General features: G+C 45.3%; 17 protein-coding genes and 4 tRNA genes. 7 read left to right on the top strand and 14 right to left on the bottom strand.

Translation table 11 applies throughout. From position 1 onward, the window contains the following. Window positions 1-151: 151 nt before the first annotated feature. The 4 genes from AC6I8U_RS17085 to AC6I8U_RS17100 all read right to left on the bottom strand — a co-directional run bounded on the left by AC6I8U_RS17085 (window position 152) and on the right by AC6I8U_RS17100 (window position 905). Window positions 152-225 (bottom strand) — tRNA-Cys (locus tag AC6I8U_RS17085). 40 nt (window positions 226-265) lie between these two features. Continuing rightward, window positions 266-352, bottom strand: a tRNA-Leu gene (locus tag AC6I8U_RS17090). Window positions 353-415: 63 nt separating this feature from the next. Continuing rightward, window positions 416-491: transfer RNA gene (locus tag AC6I8U_RS17095), tRNA-Gly, on the bottom strand. Window positions 492-659: 168 nt separating this feature from the next. Next, window positions 660-905, bottom strand: a complete 246-nt coding sequence (locus tag AC6I8U_RS17100) for a nitrite reductase (RefSeq protein WP_498019025.1) — start codon at window positions 903-905, stop codon at window positions 660-662. Window positions 906-1,069: 164 nt separating this feature from the next. On the opposite strand from AC6I8U_RS17100, the gene AC6I8U_RS17105 reads away from it, so the two are divergent. Then, window positions 1,070-2,524 carry a cryptochrome/deoxyribodipyrimidine photo-lyase family protein gene (locus AC6I8U_RS17105; RefSeq protein ID WP_498019026.1) on the top strand — a complete coding sequence of 485 codons (1,455 nt, stop codon included), beginning with the start codon at window positions 1,070-1,072 and terminating at the stop codon, window positions 2,522-2,524. A 59-nt stretch (window positions 2,525-2,583) separates the two neighbouring features. Here the strand turns inward: AC6I8U_RS17105 and AC6I8U_RS17110 are convergent. The 4 genes from AC6I8U_RS17110 to viaA (AC6I8U_RS17125) all read right to left on the bottom strand — a co-directional run bounded on the left by AC6I8U_RS17110 (window position 2,584) and on the right by viaA (AC6I8U_RS17125) (window position 7,711). Further along, window positions 2,584-2,657: transfer RNA gene (locus AC6I8U_RS17110), tRNA-Cys, on the bottom strand. Window positions 2,658-2,848: 191 nt separating this feature from the next. Further along, window positions 2,849-4,294: an ATPase RavA stimulator ViaA gene (viaA, locus tag AC6I8U_RS17115; protein ID WP_498019027.1), complete on the bottom strand. Its 1,446-nt coding sequence runs from the start codon at window positions 4,292-4,294 to the stop codon at window positions 2,849-2,851. An 89-nt stretch (window positions 4,295-4,383) separates the two neighbouring features. Continuing rightward, entirely contained in the window at window positions 4,384-6,045 is a 1,662-nt protein-coding gene (locus AC6I8U_RS17120) for an ATPase RavA domain-containing protein (protein WP_252014824.1), read from the bottom strand. 172 nt (window positions 6,046-6,217) lie between these two features. Next, on the bottom strand, window positions 6,218-7,711 hold the full coding sequence (viaA, locus tag AC6I8U_RS17125; RefSeq protein ID WP_498019028.1) for an ATPase RavA stimulator ViaA: 1,494 nt from the start codon (window positions 7,709-7,711) through the stop codon (window positions 6,218-6,220). Between the two features lie 193 nt (window positions 7,712-7,904). Here viaA (AC6I8U_RS17125) and AC6I8U_RS17130 point away from each other — a divergent pair, with 193 nt between their 5' ends. The 6 genes from AC6I8U_RS17130 (at window position 7,905) to AC6I8U_RS17155 (ending at window position 13,309) form a co-directional block, all read left to right on the top strand. After that, window positions 7,905-8,423 carry an NUDIX hydrolase gene (locus tag AC6I8U_RS17130; protein ID WP_498019029.1) on the top strand — a complete coding sequence of 173 codons (519 nt, stop codon included), beginning with the start codon at window positions 7,905-7,907 and terminating at the stop codon, window positions 8,421-8,423. A 10-nt stretch (window positions 8,424-8,433) separates the two neighbouring features. Further along, window positions 8,434-9,438, top strand: coding sequence for a low-specificity L-threonine aldolase (gene ltaE / locus AC6I8U_RS17135; protein WP_498019030.1), 1,005 nt, complete (start codon window positions 8,434-8,436; stop codon window positions 9,436-9,438). Between the two features lie 91 nt (window positions 9,439-9,529). Next, window positions 9,530-9,844: a c-type cytochrome gene (locus AC6I8U_RS17140; protein ID WP_498019670.1), complete on the top strand. Its 315-nt coding sequence runs from the start codon at window positions 9,530-9,532 to the stop codon at window positions 9,842-9,844. A gap of 109 nt (window positions 9,845-9,953) precedes the next feature. Continuing rightward, a complete protein-coding gene (gene yjeH, locus AC6I8U_RS17145) occupies window positions 9,954-11,192 on the top strand; it encodes an L-methionine/branched-chain amino acid transporter (protein ID WP_498019031.1) in 1,239 nt (412 codons plus the stop codon). An 86-nt stretch (window positions 11,193-11,278) separates the two neighbouring features. Further along, entirely contained in the window at window positions 11,279-12,577 is a 1,299-nt protein-coding gene (locus tag AC6I8U_RS17150) for an MFS transporter (RefSeq protein ID WP_498019032.1), read from the top strand. A 144-nt stretch (window positions 12,578-12,721) separates the two neighbouring features. Next, on the top strand, window positions 12,722-13,309 hold the full coding sequence (locus AC6I8U_RS17155; RefSeq protein WP_498019033.1) for a mechanosensitive ion channel domain-containing protein: 588 nt from the start codon (window positions 12,722-12,724) through the stop codon (window positions 13,307-13,309). Between the two features lie 10 nt (window positions 13,310-13,319). Here the strand turns inward: AC6I8U_RS17155 and AC6I8U_RS17160 are convergent, their stop codons facing one another. The 6 genes from AC6I8U_RS17160 to ectB form a co-directional block, all read right to left on the bottom strand. After that, a complete protein-coding gene (locus AC6I8U_RS17160; protein WP_498019034.1) occupies window positions 13,320-14,060 on the bottom strand; it encodes a polysaccharide lyase family 20 protein in 741 nt (246 codons plus the stop codon). 97 nt (window positions 14,061-14,157) lie between these two features. Then, window positions 14,158-15,027, bottom strand: a complete 870-nt coding sequence (locus AC6I8U_RS17165; protein WP_498019035.1) for a universal stress protein — start codon at window positions 15,025-15,027, stop codon at window positions 14,158-14,160. Window positions 15,028-15,177: 150 nt separating this feature from the next. Beyond that, window positions 15,178-15,573 (bottom strand): DUF2391 family protein, encoded by a 396-nt coding sequence (locus AC6I8U_RS17170; protein ID WP_498019036.1) that lies wholly within the window; start codon window positions 15,571-15,573, stop codon window positions 15,178-15,180. Between the two features lie 115 nt (window positions 15,574-15,688). Next, window positions 15,689-17,128 (bottom strand): aspartate kinase, encoded by a 1,440-nt coding sequence (locus AC6I8U_RS17175; protein WP_498019037.1) that lies wholly within the window; start codon window positions 17,126-17,128, stop codon window positions 15,689-15,691. 48 nt (window positions 17,129-17,176) lie between these two features. Continuing rightward, complete coding sequence (locus AC6I8U_RS17180) at window positions 17,177-17,563, bottom strand: ectoine synthase (protein ID WP_498019038.1); 387 nt, start codon at window positions 17,561-17,563, stop codon at window positions 17,177-17,179. A gap of 11 nt (window positions 17,564-17,574) precedes the next feature. Continuing rightward, window positions 17,575-18,840 (bottom strand): diaminobutyrate--2-oxoglutarate transaminase, encoded by a 1,266-nt coding sequence (ectB, locus tag AC6I8U_RS17185; RefSeq protein WP_498019039.1) that lies wholly within the window; start codon window positions 18,838-18,840, stop codon window positions 17,575-17,577. Window positions 18,841-18,857: the final 17 nt, after the last annotated feature.

The following is an 18,857-nucleotide window of genomic DNA, read 5'->3' on the forward strand; positions in this document are numbered from 1 at the left end:
TGATACAGAGTGTAACGCCTTGGTACTTTAAGGCCAGTTAACTACAAGAAATCATTAAAGTCTTATGATTTTACAAAGTGTAAATAGGTCTGGTATGTAAGTAATGAAGCGCTCAAAAAGAGAGACTTTAGAATAGGATATGGAGTGAGAATGGAGGCGCCTCCCGGAGTCGAACCGAGGTCCACGGATTTGCAATCCGCTGCATAGCCACTCTGCCAAGGCGCCTTTAAATTGTGTGCTAAGTAATGACTCAGCTTTTTAGAGATGGTGCCCCGGGCCGGACTTGAACCGGCACAACGCGAACGTCGAGGGATTTTAAATCCCTTGTGTCTACCAATTCCACCACCAGGGCACGCAATATATTGCGATGGGTAAACACCATCTGTAGCTACCGCTTTTGCAATAACCTTTAATTTGGAGCGACACACGAGGTTCGAACTCGTGACCTCAACCTTGGCAAGGTTGCGCTCTACCAACTGAGCTAGTGTCGCATTTTGTCTTATCAGACTTTGTTTCAGCAGGCTTCCCCGTGAGAACGAGGTGTACTTTAGCGGATTCAGGATTTCCGTCAACAGGTATTTTTCACTTTATGAATCAAGTGATTAAATAGCGAACTTTGCGGTATGAAGCACGAACAATTCGTCGATAATTACAGCAAACTAGAGATTGGCAATCTTGCGGTCTAGCTGATATTTCTCGTCGGTGATAATTTTCTCCAACACTTCGACACGTTCTGAAAGCTTGTCCACTTTATCTAAAAGCTCACTATTTTCACGTTTTGTATCCGCAGAAGAATTATGGAGCTCAATTGCACGCATTTTCTCTCGATGACTGTAAAAAGAGCGCAACAACCCTCTTCCAAAAATTGCGCCGAAGATAATCAGTACTATTAACACTTCTGCCATAAGCACCTCCATGCATTAGCTATTAATGCTAGATTATGCCCGCTCTGGTTGATTTGCAATCAATCTGATTGGCTAAGATACGCTGCTGTGCTCTCACTCTCAACCTCAGCCAACTGAACTAATGAGGGCGCCTCTCGTAACACGTTAAGTGACGAGGAAATTGTATGAAAAACATTAATGTTGTTTGGTTCAAAAGAGATTTGCGACTTACCGACCATCAACCATTGAACTTAGCATTAACGAATGGCGCCCCTACGCTACTGCTCTATCTTTTTGAGCCTGAACTACTCAACGATGGTCACTATGACGACAGACATTGGCGATTCGTGTGGCAATCACTGAATGACATGAATCAACGCCTCAAGGACAGCAATACGAAAGTTCTGATCCTTTTTAGTTCAGCAGCAAAGGCGTTTAGAATGCTCGAGACTAAGTTTGGCATCGAAAACGTCTTTTCATATCAAGAAATAGGGCTAGAGGTTTCGTTTGCAAGAGACAGAGAACTTACACAGCGGTTTCAGGACGCAAATATTAACTGGCATGAAAGCCCTTATGGTGCAGTGGTTCGAGGTGCACGCGACAGAATCGACTGGGATACTCATTGGAAGTCAGTAATGAGAGCGCCGATAGAATCAACGGACCTCAAGGACGGCTCGTTCGTTCCACTGGAATTACTCGATTTCGATGAGGAAAAGCACACACCAGAATCTTGGACGACAAAACAAAAAGGAATGCAGACCGGTGGAACGACTTTAGCTTGGCAGACACTCGAAAGTTTTTTCCAAGAGCGGGGACGACATTATTACTATCAAATATCCAAACCGCTAGAGAGTCGAAGCGCCTGCACCCGCCTCTCCCCTTATCTAGCATGGGGCAACATTTCTCTTAGAGAAGTTTACCAAGCCCTGCTTGCTCACTGGAATGTGAAGGGGTTCAGACGTAGCCTAGTGGCACTCTCATCTCGCCTGCATTGGCATTGCCACTTTATTCAAAAGTTTGAGTCTGAAGCGGAAATGGAATTTAGACCCGTTAATCGCGCTTACAAACATCTGGAGTACGAAAACGACCTCAACAAGCTTGATGCGTGGAAATCTGGAAGTACTGGTTATCCACTGGTGGATGCCTGTATGCGCTGCCTGAAAGCAACTGGATACATCAACTTTAGAATGCGCGCCATGCTGGTAAGCTTTTTAACTCATCATTTGAATATTCACTGGGAGCATGGAGTGAAACACCTAGCACAGCTGTTTCTAGACTTTGAACCTGGTATTCATTACCCGCAATTTCAAATGCAAGCGGGCGTGACTGGCACTAACACGATTCGAATCTACAACCCCACCAAACAAGCCATTGAACATGACCCCGACGGACACTTTATTCATCTTTGGATACCAGAACTCGCGTCGGTTCCCCCTCCGCTGCTATTTGAGCCTTGGAAGCTAACTAGCCTTGAAGCGCAGATGTACCAACTGTCAGAAGACAGCCCTTATCTTGACCCAATCATCAATCTAGAAGAATCAGGTAAAGCGGCGCGTGAAAGACTTTGGGGCTTTAAGCGACGTTTGGATGTAAAGCAGGAATCTGAACGGATACTCGCAAGACACGTAAGGCCCAATTAACCAAGAATTCTGAGCCAGAAACGACGAAGCCCCGACGTAATGTCGGGGCTTCTGAATAATGGAGGCGCCTCCCGGAGTCGAACCGAGGTCCACGGATTTGCAATCCGCTGCATAGCCACTCTGCCAAGGCGCCTTTCTTTTCAACACGTTAGAGAAGCTCTCTCGCCGTGTTCGAGGCATACTTTACGGATATGAGAAAATTAGTCAAACAAAAACTCGAAAAAAATGTTTGTTCGCTGACTTTCCAACCAAGATGAGTGTAAATGCGTCAGCACTGCACAACGATTGAACAAACCTGCCCTTCAATTAAAGTACGTTCGCGCATTACCACTTTTTCATCAAACGCCCTACTAGCGTCGGATGATAGGACCAGCAGTGATCAAACATACTCATCAATGATGGGTTACCATACTTGGACAAATTAATCGCATGAAAACGATTCTTGCGCGCTTTAAGATCGGCAACTTTTTCAATCATCTCTTGCGTTTGCTCTGGTGCAATAAAATCCGAAATGACTACCATGTCAGCGTTCTTGTAAGTATCCGATTGCATCAGATCAATCGATTTATTAAGGACCGGCTCAAGATCAGTGCCGCCATGGAATGAATAACTTAGGAAGTCTGCCGCTTCTCGCAAGCCATCTTGTTTGGTTAGCTCATAGGTAATGTGAGTCGTCGAGAATAGAATCACATAGCATTCGCGCTCTTCCGCTAGCGCTATCTGCATCAATGCATACGCCATCGCCTTCGCACACTGCTCTGGAAATCCACTCATCGAACCAGATGCATCGATACATACGATAAACGGTCCCTTCTCGATATCCACCTTACTATTATCTGGAGCACTAGTACGAACCTTTTTGAGGGTTCGAGCTTTACCCTGCGTTTTGTAATTCATAAGGCGTTTGTCGGCAAGATGCTTGTAAAAGACAACCTCAAGCTCAGGGTATGCTAAGAACATGGTTTCGTTTGGAAGGAGTTTGTTTAAGTCGTCAGATTCATGAATACCGACAATATCGTCGGTCGCTTCGTCGCTTTGCTCCTCGACCATTTCAACATTGTCAGCTTGCGCTTTGTTTAACTCAGGGTCGTCTTGCTCACTCGCCATACGGCCTAACTGCGCCGCTATTTGTTTAAGTGCATCGTTCTTTTTCAAAAACTCTGCATGGCTGTGCATGGTTTTAAGGTCTGTCTTGGTCAGTTTCGCAGCGGCCATATCCCACAAGCGCCCCATCGTCGCTTCATCACCTTGCTGAGTAACCGTGTCCATATCTTTGATGGTTTCCATGCGTTGATATAGATCTGCGAGAAACTTCTCCTTGCTCGATTCTAGTTCTGACACTTCCGCTTGCTTAATAGCGTCAGCTAGACTCTTGTACCAAAGATCGCAAAAATAGCGCGGGAACATGGGATTATTGACGGACTTGTTTTTCTCGAGCAAACGACGAGCTTGGAGGTAGAATGCGGAGTGCCACTCCAGCTTTTTCACCACGCCAGGGATTCGCTCAAAGAAAGTCGCTTCGTCCCAATGAATCACTTCTTGGTATAGAGCGAGTTCTTGTTGGAAGCGCTCAGTTTCACACACGCGCGTCATGCGCTTTTTCACTGAGCCGCGCCATTTGAGCAGATGATTCTTCACTGAGCTTCGCATGCCACGGTTTTCGCTGATCGCCAAAACCTGAGAGCGCGCCATCAAATCGTTGACTGCAGAATCAATTAAGCCTGATTCTGCCACCATTAATGCGAGGTTTAATCCATCTGCTCCGAGCATCCTTGTCTCCGTTTCTCACCTTTACATGGTTTTGCGTATTACACAGCCCGCTCTCAATCTTGTTTGTCTCTTATCTGAGTTTCGCTTCATCAAGCAAAAAAGGTTTGTAGTCCTTTTATTCTTGTCACTGCTTTTTCGGCTTCTGCTGTTGTCGACTCTAATGTTTGAGTCACTGTTTGCAGACTGACTTCCATTTCTGTTGGTATGTCTGGTTGAATGAAGCCGTGTGGCAGAGCACCGTGGAATTTTGAACGTACCGAGCGAAGGTGATGCTCTGCATGTTTTAACTGAGTAAGAACTTGATCGGACTTAGTCACCCACTCTTGAAGCATGCTCTCGTCAATACCATTGGTAGTCACTAAAGTCGTCAGGACGGAACGATTTGCAATGTCTTTTACAACTAGGTGACTTGAGGCGTTGATATCGAGTCTTAAACGGCATAGGTGAGTATTTTGGTTCACATAACCATAAACCTCGCTGCCCCCCTCTTTGATAGCGCGGCTGAGTTCATCTTTTGCGATATAGACCCAACGACTGTCGCCTTTTTCACTTTCAGATACCGACATATTGCTCTGCAGTAGGACCAGTTTCACCAAGTCTGTAGCCGGACCGACTTTGTAAGATTTAGCGTTACTGATGTCGTACTGATAAACATCTTTGCGAAGCAGCCCTGTTGTGGTTTCCATTGATAGTGGCATAGCAAACTCAGCCTCGATCTCCTCCTGGATTTCTTCAAGCTGCTCTTTGCCCTCTTCGATCTGTTGAAACACTTCTTGCTGATCAAAGGCATGATTTAAGGCGAAGTCTTTTATCACTGTTCGTACGATCTCTAATGACTCAGGGCTGTTCCATAAACAGTCTTGAAGTAACAGAAGATCCAGCGGGTTAACGCTGTCACGACCATTAAAGAAAGCACTTGCTTTGAGAAGCTTGACGGCCTTCTTCCAGCGTCTATCAGAGACATACAAATCCGCCTCAGAAAGTGTTGCCCTATGCTCGTCCGCAGACGCTTCTAGCATGGTTTTTAACTGATAGAGTTTCTCAAATACGTCATCACTGAGCGCGACATCGTTCAGCTCTCGCTGCCATTGATGGTATTCAGCATCAGTAATTGCGAGCCCCTCAGGGATCTTCGCTTCCTCTGAAGTGCCGACCGTCAACATTGACTTGAAGTTCTGCTTGTTTTGAATACGGTTAACAAAGATGCGTACAAGCATACGATCGTAAAGTGCTTCTAGACCGCTATCTTCATCAGGCAGTTCATTCGATGCAGACACAAGTAGACGCATTGGCACCTTCTCGATATCACTGCCATTTTTGAAGGTCTTTTCATTCACAACGGTCAATAGCGTATTTAGAATCGCAGGGCCCGCTTTCCAGATCTCGTCGAGAAACACAACTTGGGCGGTAGGCAGATAGCCATCGGTAAGGCGCAGGTAACGTCCATTATCTTTTAGCTCTTGAATACTCAATGGACCAAACACCTCTTCAGGCGTCGAGAAACGAGTCATTAGGTACTCAAAATAGCTACTGTTATCAAATGCTTGAATAAGGCGCTTGGCAATTAAGCTTTTGGCGATACCTGGAGGACCCAATAAGAAAACACTCTCTCCAGCAAGCGCAGCTAAAAGACATAGCTTGATGGTCTCTTCACGCTCATACACTCCGTCGGAAAGTGCTGAGGCAAGTTTTGTAATTCGTTCTGATAGCAACGCTTTGTCGGCGTGTGAGACAACTGTGGGCTTAATCATGCCAATACCTCTGTGCACAAAATTGGAATGCATAATTAATTTTATACATTTGTTATCATTATGTTACAAGATCTTTCAATCCTGCGTATTTTAAGCATGCGCATCAACGCAAAATTATCAAGTTGATTTAATTAGAATTTTACTAAAAAAACGGCGATAAACGCCGTTTATATTAGCCAAAAGTATGAGAAAAAACTTGTCGAGCTCTTTGTAAACCTGCAGTTGGCTTCTTGACAATTTTACCAACTAAGCTTGGATGATATCGCCACTGGGTGTCGAATAGCGATAATACCTCTGGGTTACCGTACTTTGACAAGCACAATGAATGGAATCGGTTATAGCTTCCTTTCAACGACATCACTTTTTCAATGACGTTCTCTTCCTGCTTTGGCGCAATAAAATCGGAGATCACCAAGAGGTCAGCGTTTTTGTACTGTTCGCCCTTCATCACATCCACCGCATAATCTAGGACCTTACTGAGATCGGTACCACCTTTGAATGTGTAAGAGAGAAAATCACAAGCCTCTTTTAGTCCCTTTGATCCAGATAAGTCATAGGTAATAAAGGTCGATGAGAAGAGAATCACATGGCACTCGCGAGACTGCTCTGCTGCCATTTTCATCAGCGCGTAAGCCATAGCCTTCGCCGACTTTTCAGGTGCACCTTGCATAGAGCCCGAAACGTCCACCGCGACAACCATGGGACCTTTTTCCTTTATCGCTTCTCCATGTGACTGCGATGGATTATGAAGCTGGCGAATCGTTCTCTGTTTTCCTTCGGCTTTGTAGGTCAACAAGCGCTTCTCGACAAGGTGTTGGTAGAACACGGTTTCTAGCTCTGGATAGGCAAGATACATGGTTTCGTTTGGTAGCAGTTTATTGATATCGTTACTGGTGTGGATACCAACAATGTCGTCTGTGGCAAAATCAGACTTTTCTTCAACCACCACATCATCATGCGTCTCAACTCTATTTAGCTCAGGGGCATCGACTTCATCAGCCATACGACCTAACTTGTCTGCTATTGCGTTTAAATCGCTATGCTTAGATAGGTATTCTGCGGTGCGCTCTATGGATTTCCAATCTTGCTTAGTAAGCTCAGCACCTGCTAGATCCCATAAACGACCAAGCTTAGTGTTTTCGCCCGTCTGGTTAAGATTCTCCATATCCTTGAGCGTGTCTATGCGCTGGTACAGCTGTTTTAGAAAGCGGGATTTCTGCTCATCAAGAGTATCTTGCTGTTTAGACTGAACGGATGTGGTTAGGCTCTCATACCACTGACGACAAAACTGTCTTGCAAATAGAGAGCTGGGGTAACTTTGCTTCGAAGCAATCAATTTTTGCGCTTTTTCGATAAACACAGAGTCTTCAGGTAGCTGTGCCACGAGAGTACTGAGGTTGTCGTCAAACTCAGACTCAGTCATATACACCGCTTGTTGATAAAGGTTTAACTCAACTTGAATCGAGTCTTCATCTTGAGTTTTGACTAGCTTGCGCTTAACGCTCTTCGACCACTTGGCCATAGATGCGGTGAGGCTCTGCTTAACGCTATCCTCATTGCCAAGCGCCATAAGATCAGTGTGCTGCATGATTTCTCGTACTGCGGAGTCAATCATGCCTGATTCCGCTACCATCAATGCTAAATTTAGCCCATCTGCCCCTAACACGCTATCGCTACCTTTTTATGAAATACACCTGAAGCCTTTGATATACCTAATCTCTCGATGTCAAAATAGTGCAGAAAACACTGTTTCCATTTTCGGAAGGCAATCAACACTTTTATCACTGCAGACTAATCATCGACATTTGATCCTTTGTGTGGTGATATTATCGCTTCAACATCGCAGTCACGGATGATTTATGACCTACAAAACCATTCATCAATGGAAATCTATTTCTCTCATCGAAGAAGAAGTCACCCTACCGAATGATCAATCAGTGACACATACCACCATCAAGCATCCTGGCGCCGCCGTAATTCTGCCAATCAACGACAATGGTGAAATCCTACTACTCAATCAATTTCGCCCATCGCTAAAGAAATGGTTGTTAGAACTGCCTGCAGGCACAATGGAGCCAAATGAGGATCCCACGCAATGCGCGTCTCGGGAGCTGATTGAAGAAACCGGTTTCGCCGCGGGTGAGATGATTTCGCTCGGTCAGGTAACCCCATTGGCGGGTTTTTGCGATGAGATTCAACACCTGTTTATCGCAAAGTCCTTATCGCCTAGCGATGAATATTCGTGTGACGAAGATGTGGTCATCGAAGTTGTGACAATGTCACATACACAACTACAACAATACATTATCGACGGTAAAATCACCGACGCCAAAACCATAGCCTGTCTTAGCAAGGCAGCGCTATGCGGATACATTTAGGAGATATTCAATGGATTTTCGCTCAGATACGGTCACCAAACCAACCCAAGCTATGCGCGAAGCAATGGCAAACGCTCCTGTGGGCGATGATGTTTACGGTGATGACCCAACGGTTAATGAGCTAGAGGCGTGGGCAGCAGAGCGACATGGTTTTGAAGCTGCCATGTTTACCACATCAGGCACACAAGCAAACCTTTTGGGCTTGATGGCGCATTGTCAGCGCGGTGATGAGTACTTATGTGGTCAACAAGCGCACAACTACAAATACGAAGCAGGTGGTGCGGCGGTCTTGGGTTCTATCCAGCCGCAACCTATCGAAAACAACCCAGATGGCACGCTTGATTTTGGTAAACTAAAAGCTGCAATTAAGCCTGACGACAGCCATTTTGCTCGCACCAAACTGCTAAGCCTAGAGAACACGATCAACGGAAAGGTACTCCCTCTCTCCTACTTGGCGGAAGCGCGACAGTTCGTTGATGAACACGGATTGAGCCTCCACCTTGATGGTGCTCGAGTATACAACGCAGCAGTCGCTCTTGATGTGGATGTCATTGAAATAGCCAAGCACTTCGACTCAATGACTATCTGCCTATCGAAAGGCTTATCTGCTCCGATTGGCTCACTACTTCTAGGCTCTAAATCCTTTATCGAGCGCGCTCGTCGTTTACGTAAGATGGTTGGTGGCGGTATGCGTCAAGCAGGTATTTTAGCCGCGGCAGGTAAGCTGGCTCTTACCGAGCAAGTGGCTCAACTTGCGACTGACCACGCGAACGCGAAGAAACTCGCCGAAGGACTTAGCACTGTTTCTGGATTTAACGTTAACGCTGATTTTGTCCAAACCAACATCGTTTTCGCTAAGCTCGATGAAAAAGTCAATATCGACCGTATTGCTGAACAGCTCGCTGAAGATGGCATTACGATCACACCAAGTAACCCAGTTCGCTTTGTGACTCACAAAGATGTTTCCAGCAACGATATTGACGTCTTACTTGAGAAACTAAAAGCGCTGGTGTAACGCAAGTCACACCGCACTTAAAATAGAGTTGAGCTTAACCTAGGGGTAAGGTTTATCTTATTGCCTAGGTTACGTTTTTTTGAGTATTGATATGAATTTCCTTCCTGCTGTCTCCGTACTATCGATTCTATTCTCGAGCACTGTACTCGCCAGCAACTTTGGTGATGCTGAACTTGGAAAGCTTAAGTCACCCAGTTGCGTGTTTTGCCATAACCCGAACGGTCCCACCAGCCAGCCGAGCTACCCAGACCTTAACGGACAAGATCCACTTTACTTATATAACGCAATGAGAGCCTATATCAACGACGAGCGTTCGGGCCCCATGGCTGCATTGATGAACGCTCAACTTCAAAACTTATCAGATGAAGATCTAAAGGATGTTGCGGCGTTTTATTCTGAGCAATAAATCGCGAACTCTACACTTTCTCGACTAGGTAATCTTTATAGATAAGTTGTTAATTTAACGCCTAAATACTAAGCTAGACAGCTTTACACAGTACGACCGATGTAACGCGATGTCAGAGCTTAAACAAGAAATTACCCTACTCGGTGGCATTGGCCAGATGTCTACCACGCTCCTTGGTACTGGCTTATTCATGGTACCCGCTATTGCCGCCAGTATTGCCGGCGAGCAAATCCTTTGGGCCTGGTTTGCTCTATTACTTGCCATCTGCCCGATTGCGATTACGTTCGCATCGCTTGGAAAGCGCTACCCTAACGCCGGAGGAGCATCGTACTTTGTGCGCCAAGCATTCAGTCCGCGACTGGAAAAAGCCATTGCCCTGCTATTTATTAGCGTCATACCCGTCGGTGTTCCCGCTGCCATTGCAATTGCTGGTGGCTTTGCACAGCAGTTCTTACCAAGCTTTATGTCTCACCCACTATCTGCACAGCTATTTGTGGTCGCCCTGCTCATGGCAGTGAACTTTTCAGGCAGCAAATCATCAAGTCGACTTCAAACCCTCATAGCCGTGGGCATTATTGTATTAGTGGCGAGTTTTGTGTGGAGCAGTGATTTACACGTGACGAACTTTGCTCCGACTGCCTCGTCAATTGCTGATATGGGCTCTATTGCTCAAGCTATCGCAGTTATGTTTTGGTGCTTCGTAGGAATCGAGGCGTTTGCTCATATGGGCGAAGAGTTCAAAAGACCTGAGCGTGACTACCCTATCGCCATTTTGGTCGGGTGCCTCCTCGCTGGCGCTGTTTATTACGTTTTCTCGGTTGTGGTCTTGGAGCATCACGCATACGGTACTCAAGCTTTAAACACCACCTCAGTCCCCTTCATTGCTGACAAATTGTTTGGTCCTCAAGCCACGTGGATTATCAGTATTGTTGGTTTTTTTGCATGCTTTGCAACTATAAACCTCTACACCCAAAGCCTGGCTCGTATGATCTGGTCGCTGGCTCGAGAGTATCGCCCAGAAAGTCCTGTTGCTCGCGTGTCAGTGAAAGGCGTTCCTACTATCGCCACTTTAATAGTTGGAGCCACACTTGCTGTGTCATGCGTATTTGGTTATTTGTCTGGTATCGACATTGATATCTTTTTAACGCTCGCCAATGGGATCTTCGTGGTGATCTACCTTTTCGCGATGTGGAGTGCGGTGAGACTGCTTAATGGGTGGCGAAAAAGTCTCGCAATACTATCACTTATCTTATGTGTTTTGGTGCTGTTCTCGATTGGTTTGGCGATGATATATGCCGTCGTCGTATTAGCTGTGATTTGGGCACTATTAGGTCGGGTTAGCAAGTGAGTTTAGGTCCGACTTAAACATGCCACTGAGTGTATCTTTGAACTTATTTTCTGTCTCCCTCGTAACCAATGTCTTGGGAGGAAAAAATGAAACTAAATAGTACGACACTCTACGAGCGACTCTCGAACGAAGAGGATGCGAGAGCATGTAGCGGCATTTCGGATCAAGCTTGTCGAGAGGTGCCTGGTAATTTTCTAAAAATCTTATTTGCTCAGTTCAGCACAAAGCTAGCAGATTCATTTAGTAGCAGCAAAGTTGTTCTACCGTGGCTTCTTGCCTCAGCTGGCGCTCCAGCTTTCTTCACAGCGCTCTTGGTTCCTATTCGAGAATCTGGCTCACTGATCCCACAACTGTTGCTCGGTGGCATCGTTCGACAATGTCAGCAACGCAAGCAATTTTTTGTCATTGGCTCTTTATTCCAGGGTACCATGGTCGCCTTAATGGCTATTTCCGCTGTGCAACTTGAAGGAGCTCAACTCGGCTGGACTATCACTGTCCTACTCGTCTTCTTTTCGCTAAGCCGTGGGCTATGCTCTATTGCTAGCAAAGATGTACTTGGAAAAACCATACCCAAAGCACGACGCGGTCGCCTGAGCGGACTGAGTGCCAGCCTTTCGGGCATAGTGACTTTGTTTATCACAGGCAGCTTGCTGGCTTTGCAGCAAACCTCCCTCACTTTTATTATTGGAATGCTCGTGACAGCGAGCCTTTGCTGGCTATTAGCCGCACTGAGCTTTGGATTAATAAATGAATATGCTGGTGCAAAAGAAGGCGCCAATAACGGGTTCAAAGTCGCTATACAGAACCTCAACCTATTGCGAAGCGATACGCAATTCCAATGCTTTGTCACTGTACGCGCATTGCTGATGGGGTCTGGATTGGCCGCCCCATTTATCGTTTTACTTGCAACGCCTCATACTGATTTTTCCGGTGTTCTTCTTTTTGTGATTTTGACTGGACTTGCCAATCTTGTCAGTGGTTTATTTTGGGGACTCCTTGCAGATAGAAGCAGTCGCTATGTAATCCTACTGACTGCAACTTTATCAATTTGCATATTTTTGTTCGCAGCCTTGTTCCACACAGTTTTGGAGCCCGCTCTGTCGTCAAAGATTGTATTAGTCGTGTACCTCACACTCTATTTCCTTCTTGCCATCACACATCAAGGGGTTCGCCTAGGTCGCAAAACGTACCTTGTAGACATGGCGGAAGGTAACAAACGAACCGATTATGTATCGGTAAGTAATACGATCATTGGCGTGCTCCTTCTGGTATACGGGATAATTAGTGGACTCATGGCACAGTGGAATATGACTGCAGTTCTAGTGTTATTCTCATTAAGTAGCTTCACAGCCTTTATCGTAGCTATGACACTAAAAGAGGTTTAAAGCTAACCTAAGATATAAAAGCCTTATGAGTATTACGAAAAGACTCCATTGGAATGAAAAGTGAATTACAACAACACAGGGAATGAGATATGATTGAAAGCCTAATCTAATAAAATAAACGCTCTACTTTTTCTGAGAGTAAACATGCTTGAAACCTTGCTACAGTCTGACTTAGTTAAACAACTCGCCATCGCTGTCATTCTGATTGTTGCGTACAAAATAGTTGTTAAAGTGGTTCAATCTTGGATCAATACACTCGCGACCAGTAAACAAGTTTCGATTCAACGAAAACAGTTCATCTTAAAAGCGTTTAATGTCGCCGCTCTTATCGTTTTTGGCGCTCTCTTTTTCATACTTTTGGGAATCGGATTTGGTGACATCGCACTATTCTTGTCGTCCATTTTCGCTGTACTAGGTGTAGCACTTGTCGCTCAATGGTCTATTTTGAGTAATGTGACTGCTAGCGTGCTGATCTTCTTCGTTTTTCCGTATCGAATTGGTGACAAAATACAGGTAGTTGAGAAAGATGCCGACATTCGAGGAAAAATCATAGATATAACTATGTTTCATGTACTTATCCGTCATGAAAGCGGAGAACAAATTAGTTACCCAAACAATTTGATTCTGCAAAAAGGCGTCGTAAAGCTCACGTCTGATGAAAGAAGTCAGGTGATGACGCCACAAGCACCACTTCCCAAAGAAGAACCCACGAATACAGAGACGAAGTCGTAAGTTTAATGATTTACTTATCAGCGCGCGCTCGAATGTAGTTATCAAAAAGAATAACAAAAGTATTGGGCGTGTAGTCTCGGTAAATACCCGCCTTAAAGTAAGGTCCAACACAGTCCAAGTAGCTCGTTGGACCGACGTAATCGACAACGATGACATCGTCGATCATGACTTTAAGGTAGCCCTCAGTGCTTGGTGTCCACATTACTTTAATATCAAATTGATACCAACGATCTTTTTCAATTGGCTCACTTAAATAATGGCGGACTCGAGTCATACCCTCTTTGTTGTGCAAGTTCACAGGGAGGTCACTGGTTTGTCCTCGAATTAAAAAGCGATCATTCCGTAGCTCTATACCTAAGTTAGGGCTTCGACTTATCTCTCCCAAGTGTAAATCCGGCGTAGCATGCCATTGGGCGATAAGAGCCCGCACGTCGTCAAACTCCCACTCCTCGGAGATGAGTGTTCTAAATCGATAGCGCATTCCCGTATTAAATGGTGCTTTATAGCGCTCATAGACTTCAGCCCGGTAGGCATCACCCGTTCTTGTAGTAAATGCATCATTTTCTCGAACTTCTACTCGCAATACGTTGTGTTCCTCGTTATGCGGTTCGGAAACAAGTGTTGCGGAATGTGCATAAGAGAAGTGCCGTCCCCAATCCGTTAGGTTGGAAAAATCCACCGATCTTTCATATTGTTGGTTCGAGACATCGTGGGACGTTGGACACGCCAAGCTTCCACTAAAAGCAGACATGGGAGCCCAATAAAGTATCTGCGCGCAAAGCAATACTATATATCTAATCATGTTGAGAAGACGTTTTATAACAAACGGTAAATTGGGCTTAATTCTATTAGAAATGCGTCACTAAAAGTAAGTCACATGGCGGATTTTTTAGCATTACATCAACCGTACTCCCCGTCAAAAATCGAGAAACGCTGCCTCTTCTGCATGCCCCCATGACCAGCAACGAGGCTTTATGAACTTTGACTATCTCTGGGAGTGCGAACTCCGGGTTGCCACGCCCAAACACTATCGGTATTTGATGAAAGCCTTTATCTGAAACAAAATCCACAACGCCTCTTTTCTGACTCTCAAGAATTTCACTCTTGTATTCATTGAGGTATCCCGCCACAAAACGACAATACGCGAGTTCGATATTCATATTGAGTAGTTTCGCGACACTTCTACCCGTTTCTACAACGGTTTCATCAACCTTAGCGTCTTTATCTTCTCTATGGAGAGGGTCAATGGCCGCCAACGCCGTGCTATTTTGAACCCACATTTTGTCTGTGAGTAGAAGGACATTTCGATTCGCTTTTGCCAGTACAGATAAAAGGTCTGAAGTTACACGAATAGAAGCGCGATCAATGAGAATGGGCAATTTTTCTGAGCTTAATTGCGCCGTTAGCATTTGCTTGGCCCAATGCCGCCCCTCTAACCGAATCAAATCGAGCTTGCAATCTACACCCTCTTCTTTGGAAATGAGATCAACCTTCTCGAGAACTTGAGCACTCCAACGTAGATAACTGTCACTGAGACTTTTTCTTCGTCTGTCTTCTGAAAGCAGAAGATCGAGAAAGGTGTGGTCTTCACTTCGCTGATAGTCTTTAGCAAAGATGCAGATTGAGCTTTGTGTGGCAGCAGCTAGCTTTAATGCTTTGATTAAAACTTTTCGTGATGGGATAGCGGTCGTGTTAGACAGCAACTCAACTCGAGCCATACAGTACTCCTTAACTAATTTGACCGATTATCAATCGTGACTTTTGAGAGTAAATTAATAGGATACTTAAACTATAGAGCAGCCAGAGCAAAGGTATGGAAATAGTCGTCAAAACTATCTGATAATGAAGATAACTATTCTTTATCGAAACTACTCTTTATCAAAACTATCGACGACAATCGCACCCATGGAAGCTGGCATTGAAATCAGAAGGACTCGTTTGAAAGCAACCGCTGGATCATCCAATATCGGTAACTTATCAAGGCATATCAGTATCAACGCAACAACGACCATGGTTAGTGCATAAGCCCAAAACACACGAGATATAAAAGCCAGCTTACGCTCGACAATATTGCGTTGAAACACAGCTTCATAGGTGTACAAAGTAACAAAGCATACCGACAACAGCACAATCATTAGCAAGTTGATTGCAGGAAGCGTTGCCCCTAGGTGCCAGGCCTCTTCTGAAAAAGAAATGGGCATACCAAGGGCGAAAGCGCCAACAAGTAGTTGACTCACATCTTCAAAGTTAAAACTAGGCTTCATGATTCACCACAAGTGTTTAAGGGCAGTCTAATACGCTGATTATTCAACGTTCAGTTGTCAAAACTCTCTGATATCATGAAGCCTAGCCGATAGAGGTTAAGTTAGCGACCAAAAACTAGGCCGCGCCTTTTAGACCACGCGATTCTTGTTTGGGCTCGCACAAAGCATGATGAACCACACCGAGCGCTTGTTGATACTCATCTTCTTCAACAACATATTGCACGCTGACATTACGCACCGGAGCATGCAAAGCAACGGGGGATATACCAGCCTCTGAGAGCGCTTTTGTTCCTATCGATAGCGTTTCAGTCGAGTCTATTTTTGTACCAATAGCCGACACCATAGACACAACCCGGCAGGAAACTTGCGCTTCTGGGTAGTTCTTTTTTAACCGCTGCTTAACCTTATCGATTGTTGAAGCAGAACCGCTTACATAATAAGTCAGCGAGTTAGCCGTCATTTCTTTGCTAATGACTTCAAGCCTCATTGGCTCGATGATTGTCATCAAATCCAGGCTCACTTTATCGATATGGCAAGCGTGGCTCTGATCGAATAACTGTAAAGCATGAACCTTGGCTTTTCCTGCGACAATTTCTACACTTTCATCGTCTGAGGTGTAGTGTTCTGAAATGAGAGTACCATCGTGGTCAGGATCAAATGTGTTTTTGATCTGCAGTTCAATACCACTTTCTCGTAGACCAGCAGCCGCTCTTGGGTGAATAGCCTCCATGCCAAGAGATGCCAATTGGTCTGCGACATCGAAGTTCGTTTCACCCACAGGCTTGACGCTTTCTGCGCCCACCACCCTCGGGTCCGCTGAACTCAGATGATATTCTTTATGGATGATAGCCAGATCAGCATTGGTGACGCTAGCAAGGCGACTAAACGTCATTTCACTGTAGCCTCTGTCGTACAACGACATCACACCTTGTTTTGACGCCGCATAACCAGTGACAATGGGTAACTCAGTTTTTGTATCTATTTTCTCAAACGCTTGCGATATTGCCTGTTCTAAGCTTTCCGGCAAGGTCTCAGCATCCCAAAGAGACAAGTCGACGAACGTTGCATTGATGCCCATTGACTTGAGTTTCAGCGCAGTATTATAAGCACTGTGAACTTCACCGAGCGATGCTAAAAACTCTCGAATTTCTGGTAAATAATTGCTGAGGTCAAACTGACCATATTGGCACACCTCTAGTAGATGCGTGATACAACGTCTAGCTTCGGAAACGCGAGAGCGGATAAACTTGTCTGCTGCCATCCGGTCCATCGGGTCGGCAAACATATGGTCATTGGTCAACAGCATACGTTGCTCAACGATATCCAATTCGTCAATCCAGCGCTCATCACCACTTGCAACTAAAGAGTAAACTCCGGGTTTGCCGGTTCTTTTGCACTCCAGTAAGGAATCTGTGAGCCCGCCGTACGCAGACACGACGAAAACCCGATTGTAAAGAGAGCCCTCTGTCGTAGGGCGAAGGAGAATGTTGTCCAGCACAGTGTCAAATGCGGACATTGATGTACCGCCGATTTTCTCTACGGTATAAGTAGTCATAATTAGCCTATTTTGTTGTTTAATGGGATAGAGATGAAATGACTTCGATTAGTCAACGAGTGGGTAAACCCCGTTTTCATCATGAGTTTCTTTCCCAGTAATTGGCGGGTTGAACACGCAGGCCATGACCATTTCCTTGCCTTTGTTGGCTTTCAGAAAATGCTCATCGTGTTTATCCAAGACATAAAGCGTTCCCGGTTTTATTGGATAAGTCTCACCGCCTACGATCTCAATTTCTCCCTCACCTTGAATACAGTACACTGACTCCAGATGATTCTTGTAGTGAATGTGCGTGGTTGTGTCCGCGTAAATAGACGTGATGTGGAACGAAAAACCCATGTTGTCATCTTTGAGTATCATCCTCACACTTTCCCAAGTCTCAGACGCTACGCGTCTCTCGCTATCACGACACTGCTCTAATGTTCTAACTATCATGATTTCCCCCGTTATGATGCATTTTTATAATGCTTGGCAAGTACAGAATTAAACGCGGACTCAAACCGATTTAACCCATCCTCCAGCTCTTCCGCCGTTATGGTTAGAGGGCAAAAGAACTTAACCACCTCATCATTTGGACCGGCAGTCTCAATCACCAAACCTTCTTCAAAACAGGCCGTGGACACCTCTTTTGCAAAACGTTCTGAGTGAAACTCAATACCCTGCATCAAGCCCTTACCTTTTCTTTGATTCACATAGTTTGGGAAACGCTCCAGTAATCGATCAATGAAACTTGCGATGGTCTTGGCGTGTTCGCCGATGTGCTGTGAAAATTGATCATCAAGCCAATAGGTTTCAATCGCTTTGGCCGCCGTGACAAAGGCGTGATTATTGCCTCTAAACGTGCCGTTGTGCTCGCCGGGCTTCCAAATATCGAGGTGTGGTTTCAACAACACAACCGCCAACGGTAAACCATAACCCGAGAGAGACTTTGATAGCGTTACTATGTCAGGCTTTATTCCAGAGGATTCGAAGCTAAAGAAAGTACCGGTTCGGCCACAACCCGCCTGAATGTCGTCCACAATGAGCAGTACATCATTTTCTTTGCATATCTGACCTAGACGCGAGAGCCACTTGTCTGATGCAACGTTGAGCCCGCCTTCCCCTTGAACCGTCTCGACTAAAACAGCAGCTGGCCTATCCATGCCAGAGGAGTTATCGGCGAGCATGGTACTGAGCAGTTTTAACCCATCGATGTCAGCGTAACCTTCAAACGGCAGACGCGTGACATTGGCTAACCCTGTACCGGCGCCATTTCGATGGTGTTGGTTGCCTGTTGCGGCAAGCGCTCCGCTGGTGCAACCATGGAAACCATTAGTAAATGCCACAATGTTGCTACGCCCAGTTACATTTCGTGCAAGTTTTAAGGCTGCCTCGACGGCATTAGTACCAGTCGGTCCGGTAAACTGAACTTTGTAATTGAGCCCTCTCGGCTGCATAATGTGCTGCTTTAATGCCCGCAAAAAGTCTGCTTTCGCGTTGGAGTGCAGATCAAGACCATGGGTGAGGCCATCTTTTTCGATGTAATCAAGCAGTGCCAATTTCATCACTGGATTATTGTGCCCATAGTTCAATGAACCTGCGCCAGAGAGAAAGTCGAGATACTTGTCACCCGTATCAGTTTCAAGCCAACTACCTTTAGCTTTGTGAAAAATGACCGGAAAGTGGTTTGAGTATGAGCGAACGTTGGATTCTTGCTTGTTAAAAATATCCATAATAAGTGCTGTAGTTA

The sequence above is a fragment of the Vibrio sp. KUL80 genome (assembly GCF_059725495.1).

Bases quoted from the DNA above. Each gene is read 5' to 3' on its own strand.
- ectB (WP_498019039.1), bottom strand. From the start codon at position 18,840: ATGGATATTTTTAACAAGCAAGAATCCAACGTTCGCTCATACTCAAAC.
- AC6I8U_RS17105 (WP_498019026.1), top strand. From the start codon at position 1,070: ATGAAAAACATTAATGTTGTTTGGTTCAAAAGAGATTTGCGACTTACC.
- AC6I8U_RS17150 (WP_498019032.1), top strand. From the start codon at position 11,279: ATGAAACTAAATAGTACGACACTCTACGAGCGACTCTCGAACGAAGAG.
- AC6I8U_RS17160 (WP_498019034.1), bottom strand. From the start codon at position 14,060: ATGTCTGCTTTTAGTGGAAGCTTGGCGTGTCCAACGTCCCACGATGTC.
- AC6I8U_RS17170 (WP_498019036.1), bottom strand. From the start codon at position 15,573: ATGAAGCCTAGTTTTAACTTTGAAGATGTGAGTCAACTACTTGTTGGC.
- viaA (WP_498019027.1), bottom strand. From the start codon at position 4,294: ATGCTCGGAGCAGATGGATTAAACCTCGCATTAATGGTGGCAGAATCA.
- AC6I8U_RS17180 (WP_498019038.1), bottom strand. From the start codon at position 17,563: ATGATAGTTAGAACATTAGAGCAGTGTCGTGATAGCGAGAGACGCGTA.
- AC6I8U_RS17175 (WP_498019037.1), bottom strand. From the start codon at position 17,128: ATGACTACTTATACCGTAGAGAAAATCGGCGGTACATCAATGTCCGCA.
- ltaE (WP_498019030.1), top strand. From the start codon at position 8,434: ATGGATTTTCGCTCAGATACGGTCACCAAACCAACCCAAGCTATGCGC.
- AC6I8U_RS17165 (WP_498019035.1), bottom strand. From the start codon at position 15,027: ATGGCTCGAGTTGAGTTGCTGTCTAACACGACCGCTATCCCATCACGA.
- AC6I8U_RS17155 (WP_498019033.1), top strand. From the start codon at position 12,722: ATGCTTGAAACCTTGCTACAGTCTGACTTAGTTAAACAACTCGCCATC.
- AC6I8U_RS17130 (WP_498019029.1), top strand. From the start codon at position 7,905: ATGACCTACAAAACCATTCATCAATGGAAATCTATTTCTCTCATCGAA.
- AC6I8U_RS17140 (WP_498019670.1), top strand. From the start codon at position 9,530: ATGAATTTCCTTCCTGCTGTCTCCGTACTATCGATTCTATTCTCGAGC.
- AC6I8U_RS17120 (WP_252014824.1), bottom strand. From the start codon at position 6,045: ATGATTAAGCCCACAGTTGTCTCACACGCCGACAAAGCGTTGCTATCA.
- yjeH (WP_498019031.1), top strand. From the start codon at position 9,954: ATGTCAGAGCTTAAACAAGAAATTACCCTACTCGGTGGCATTGGCCAG.
- AC6I8U_RS17100 (WP_498019025.1), bottom strand. From the start codon at position 905: ATGGCAGAAGTGTTAATAGTACTGATTATCTTCGGCGCAATTTTTGGA.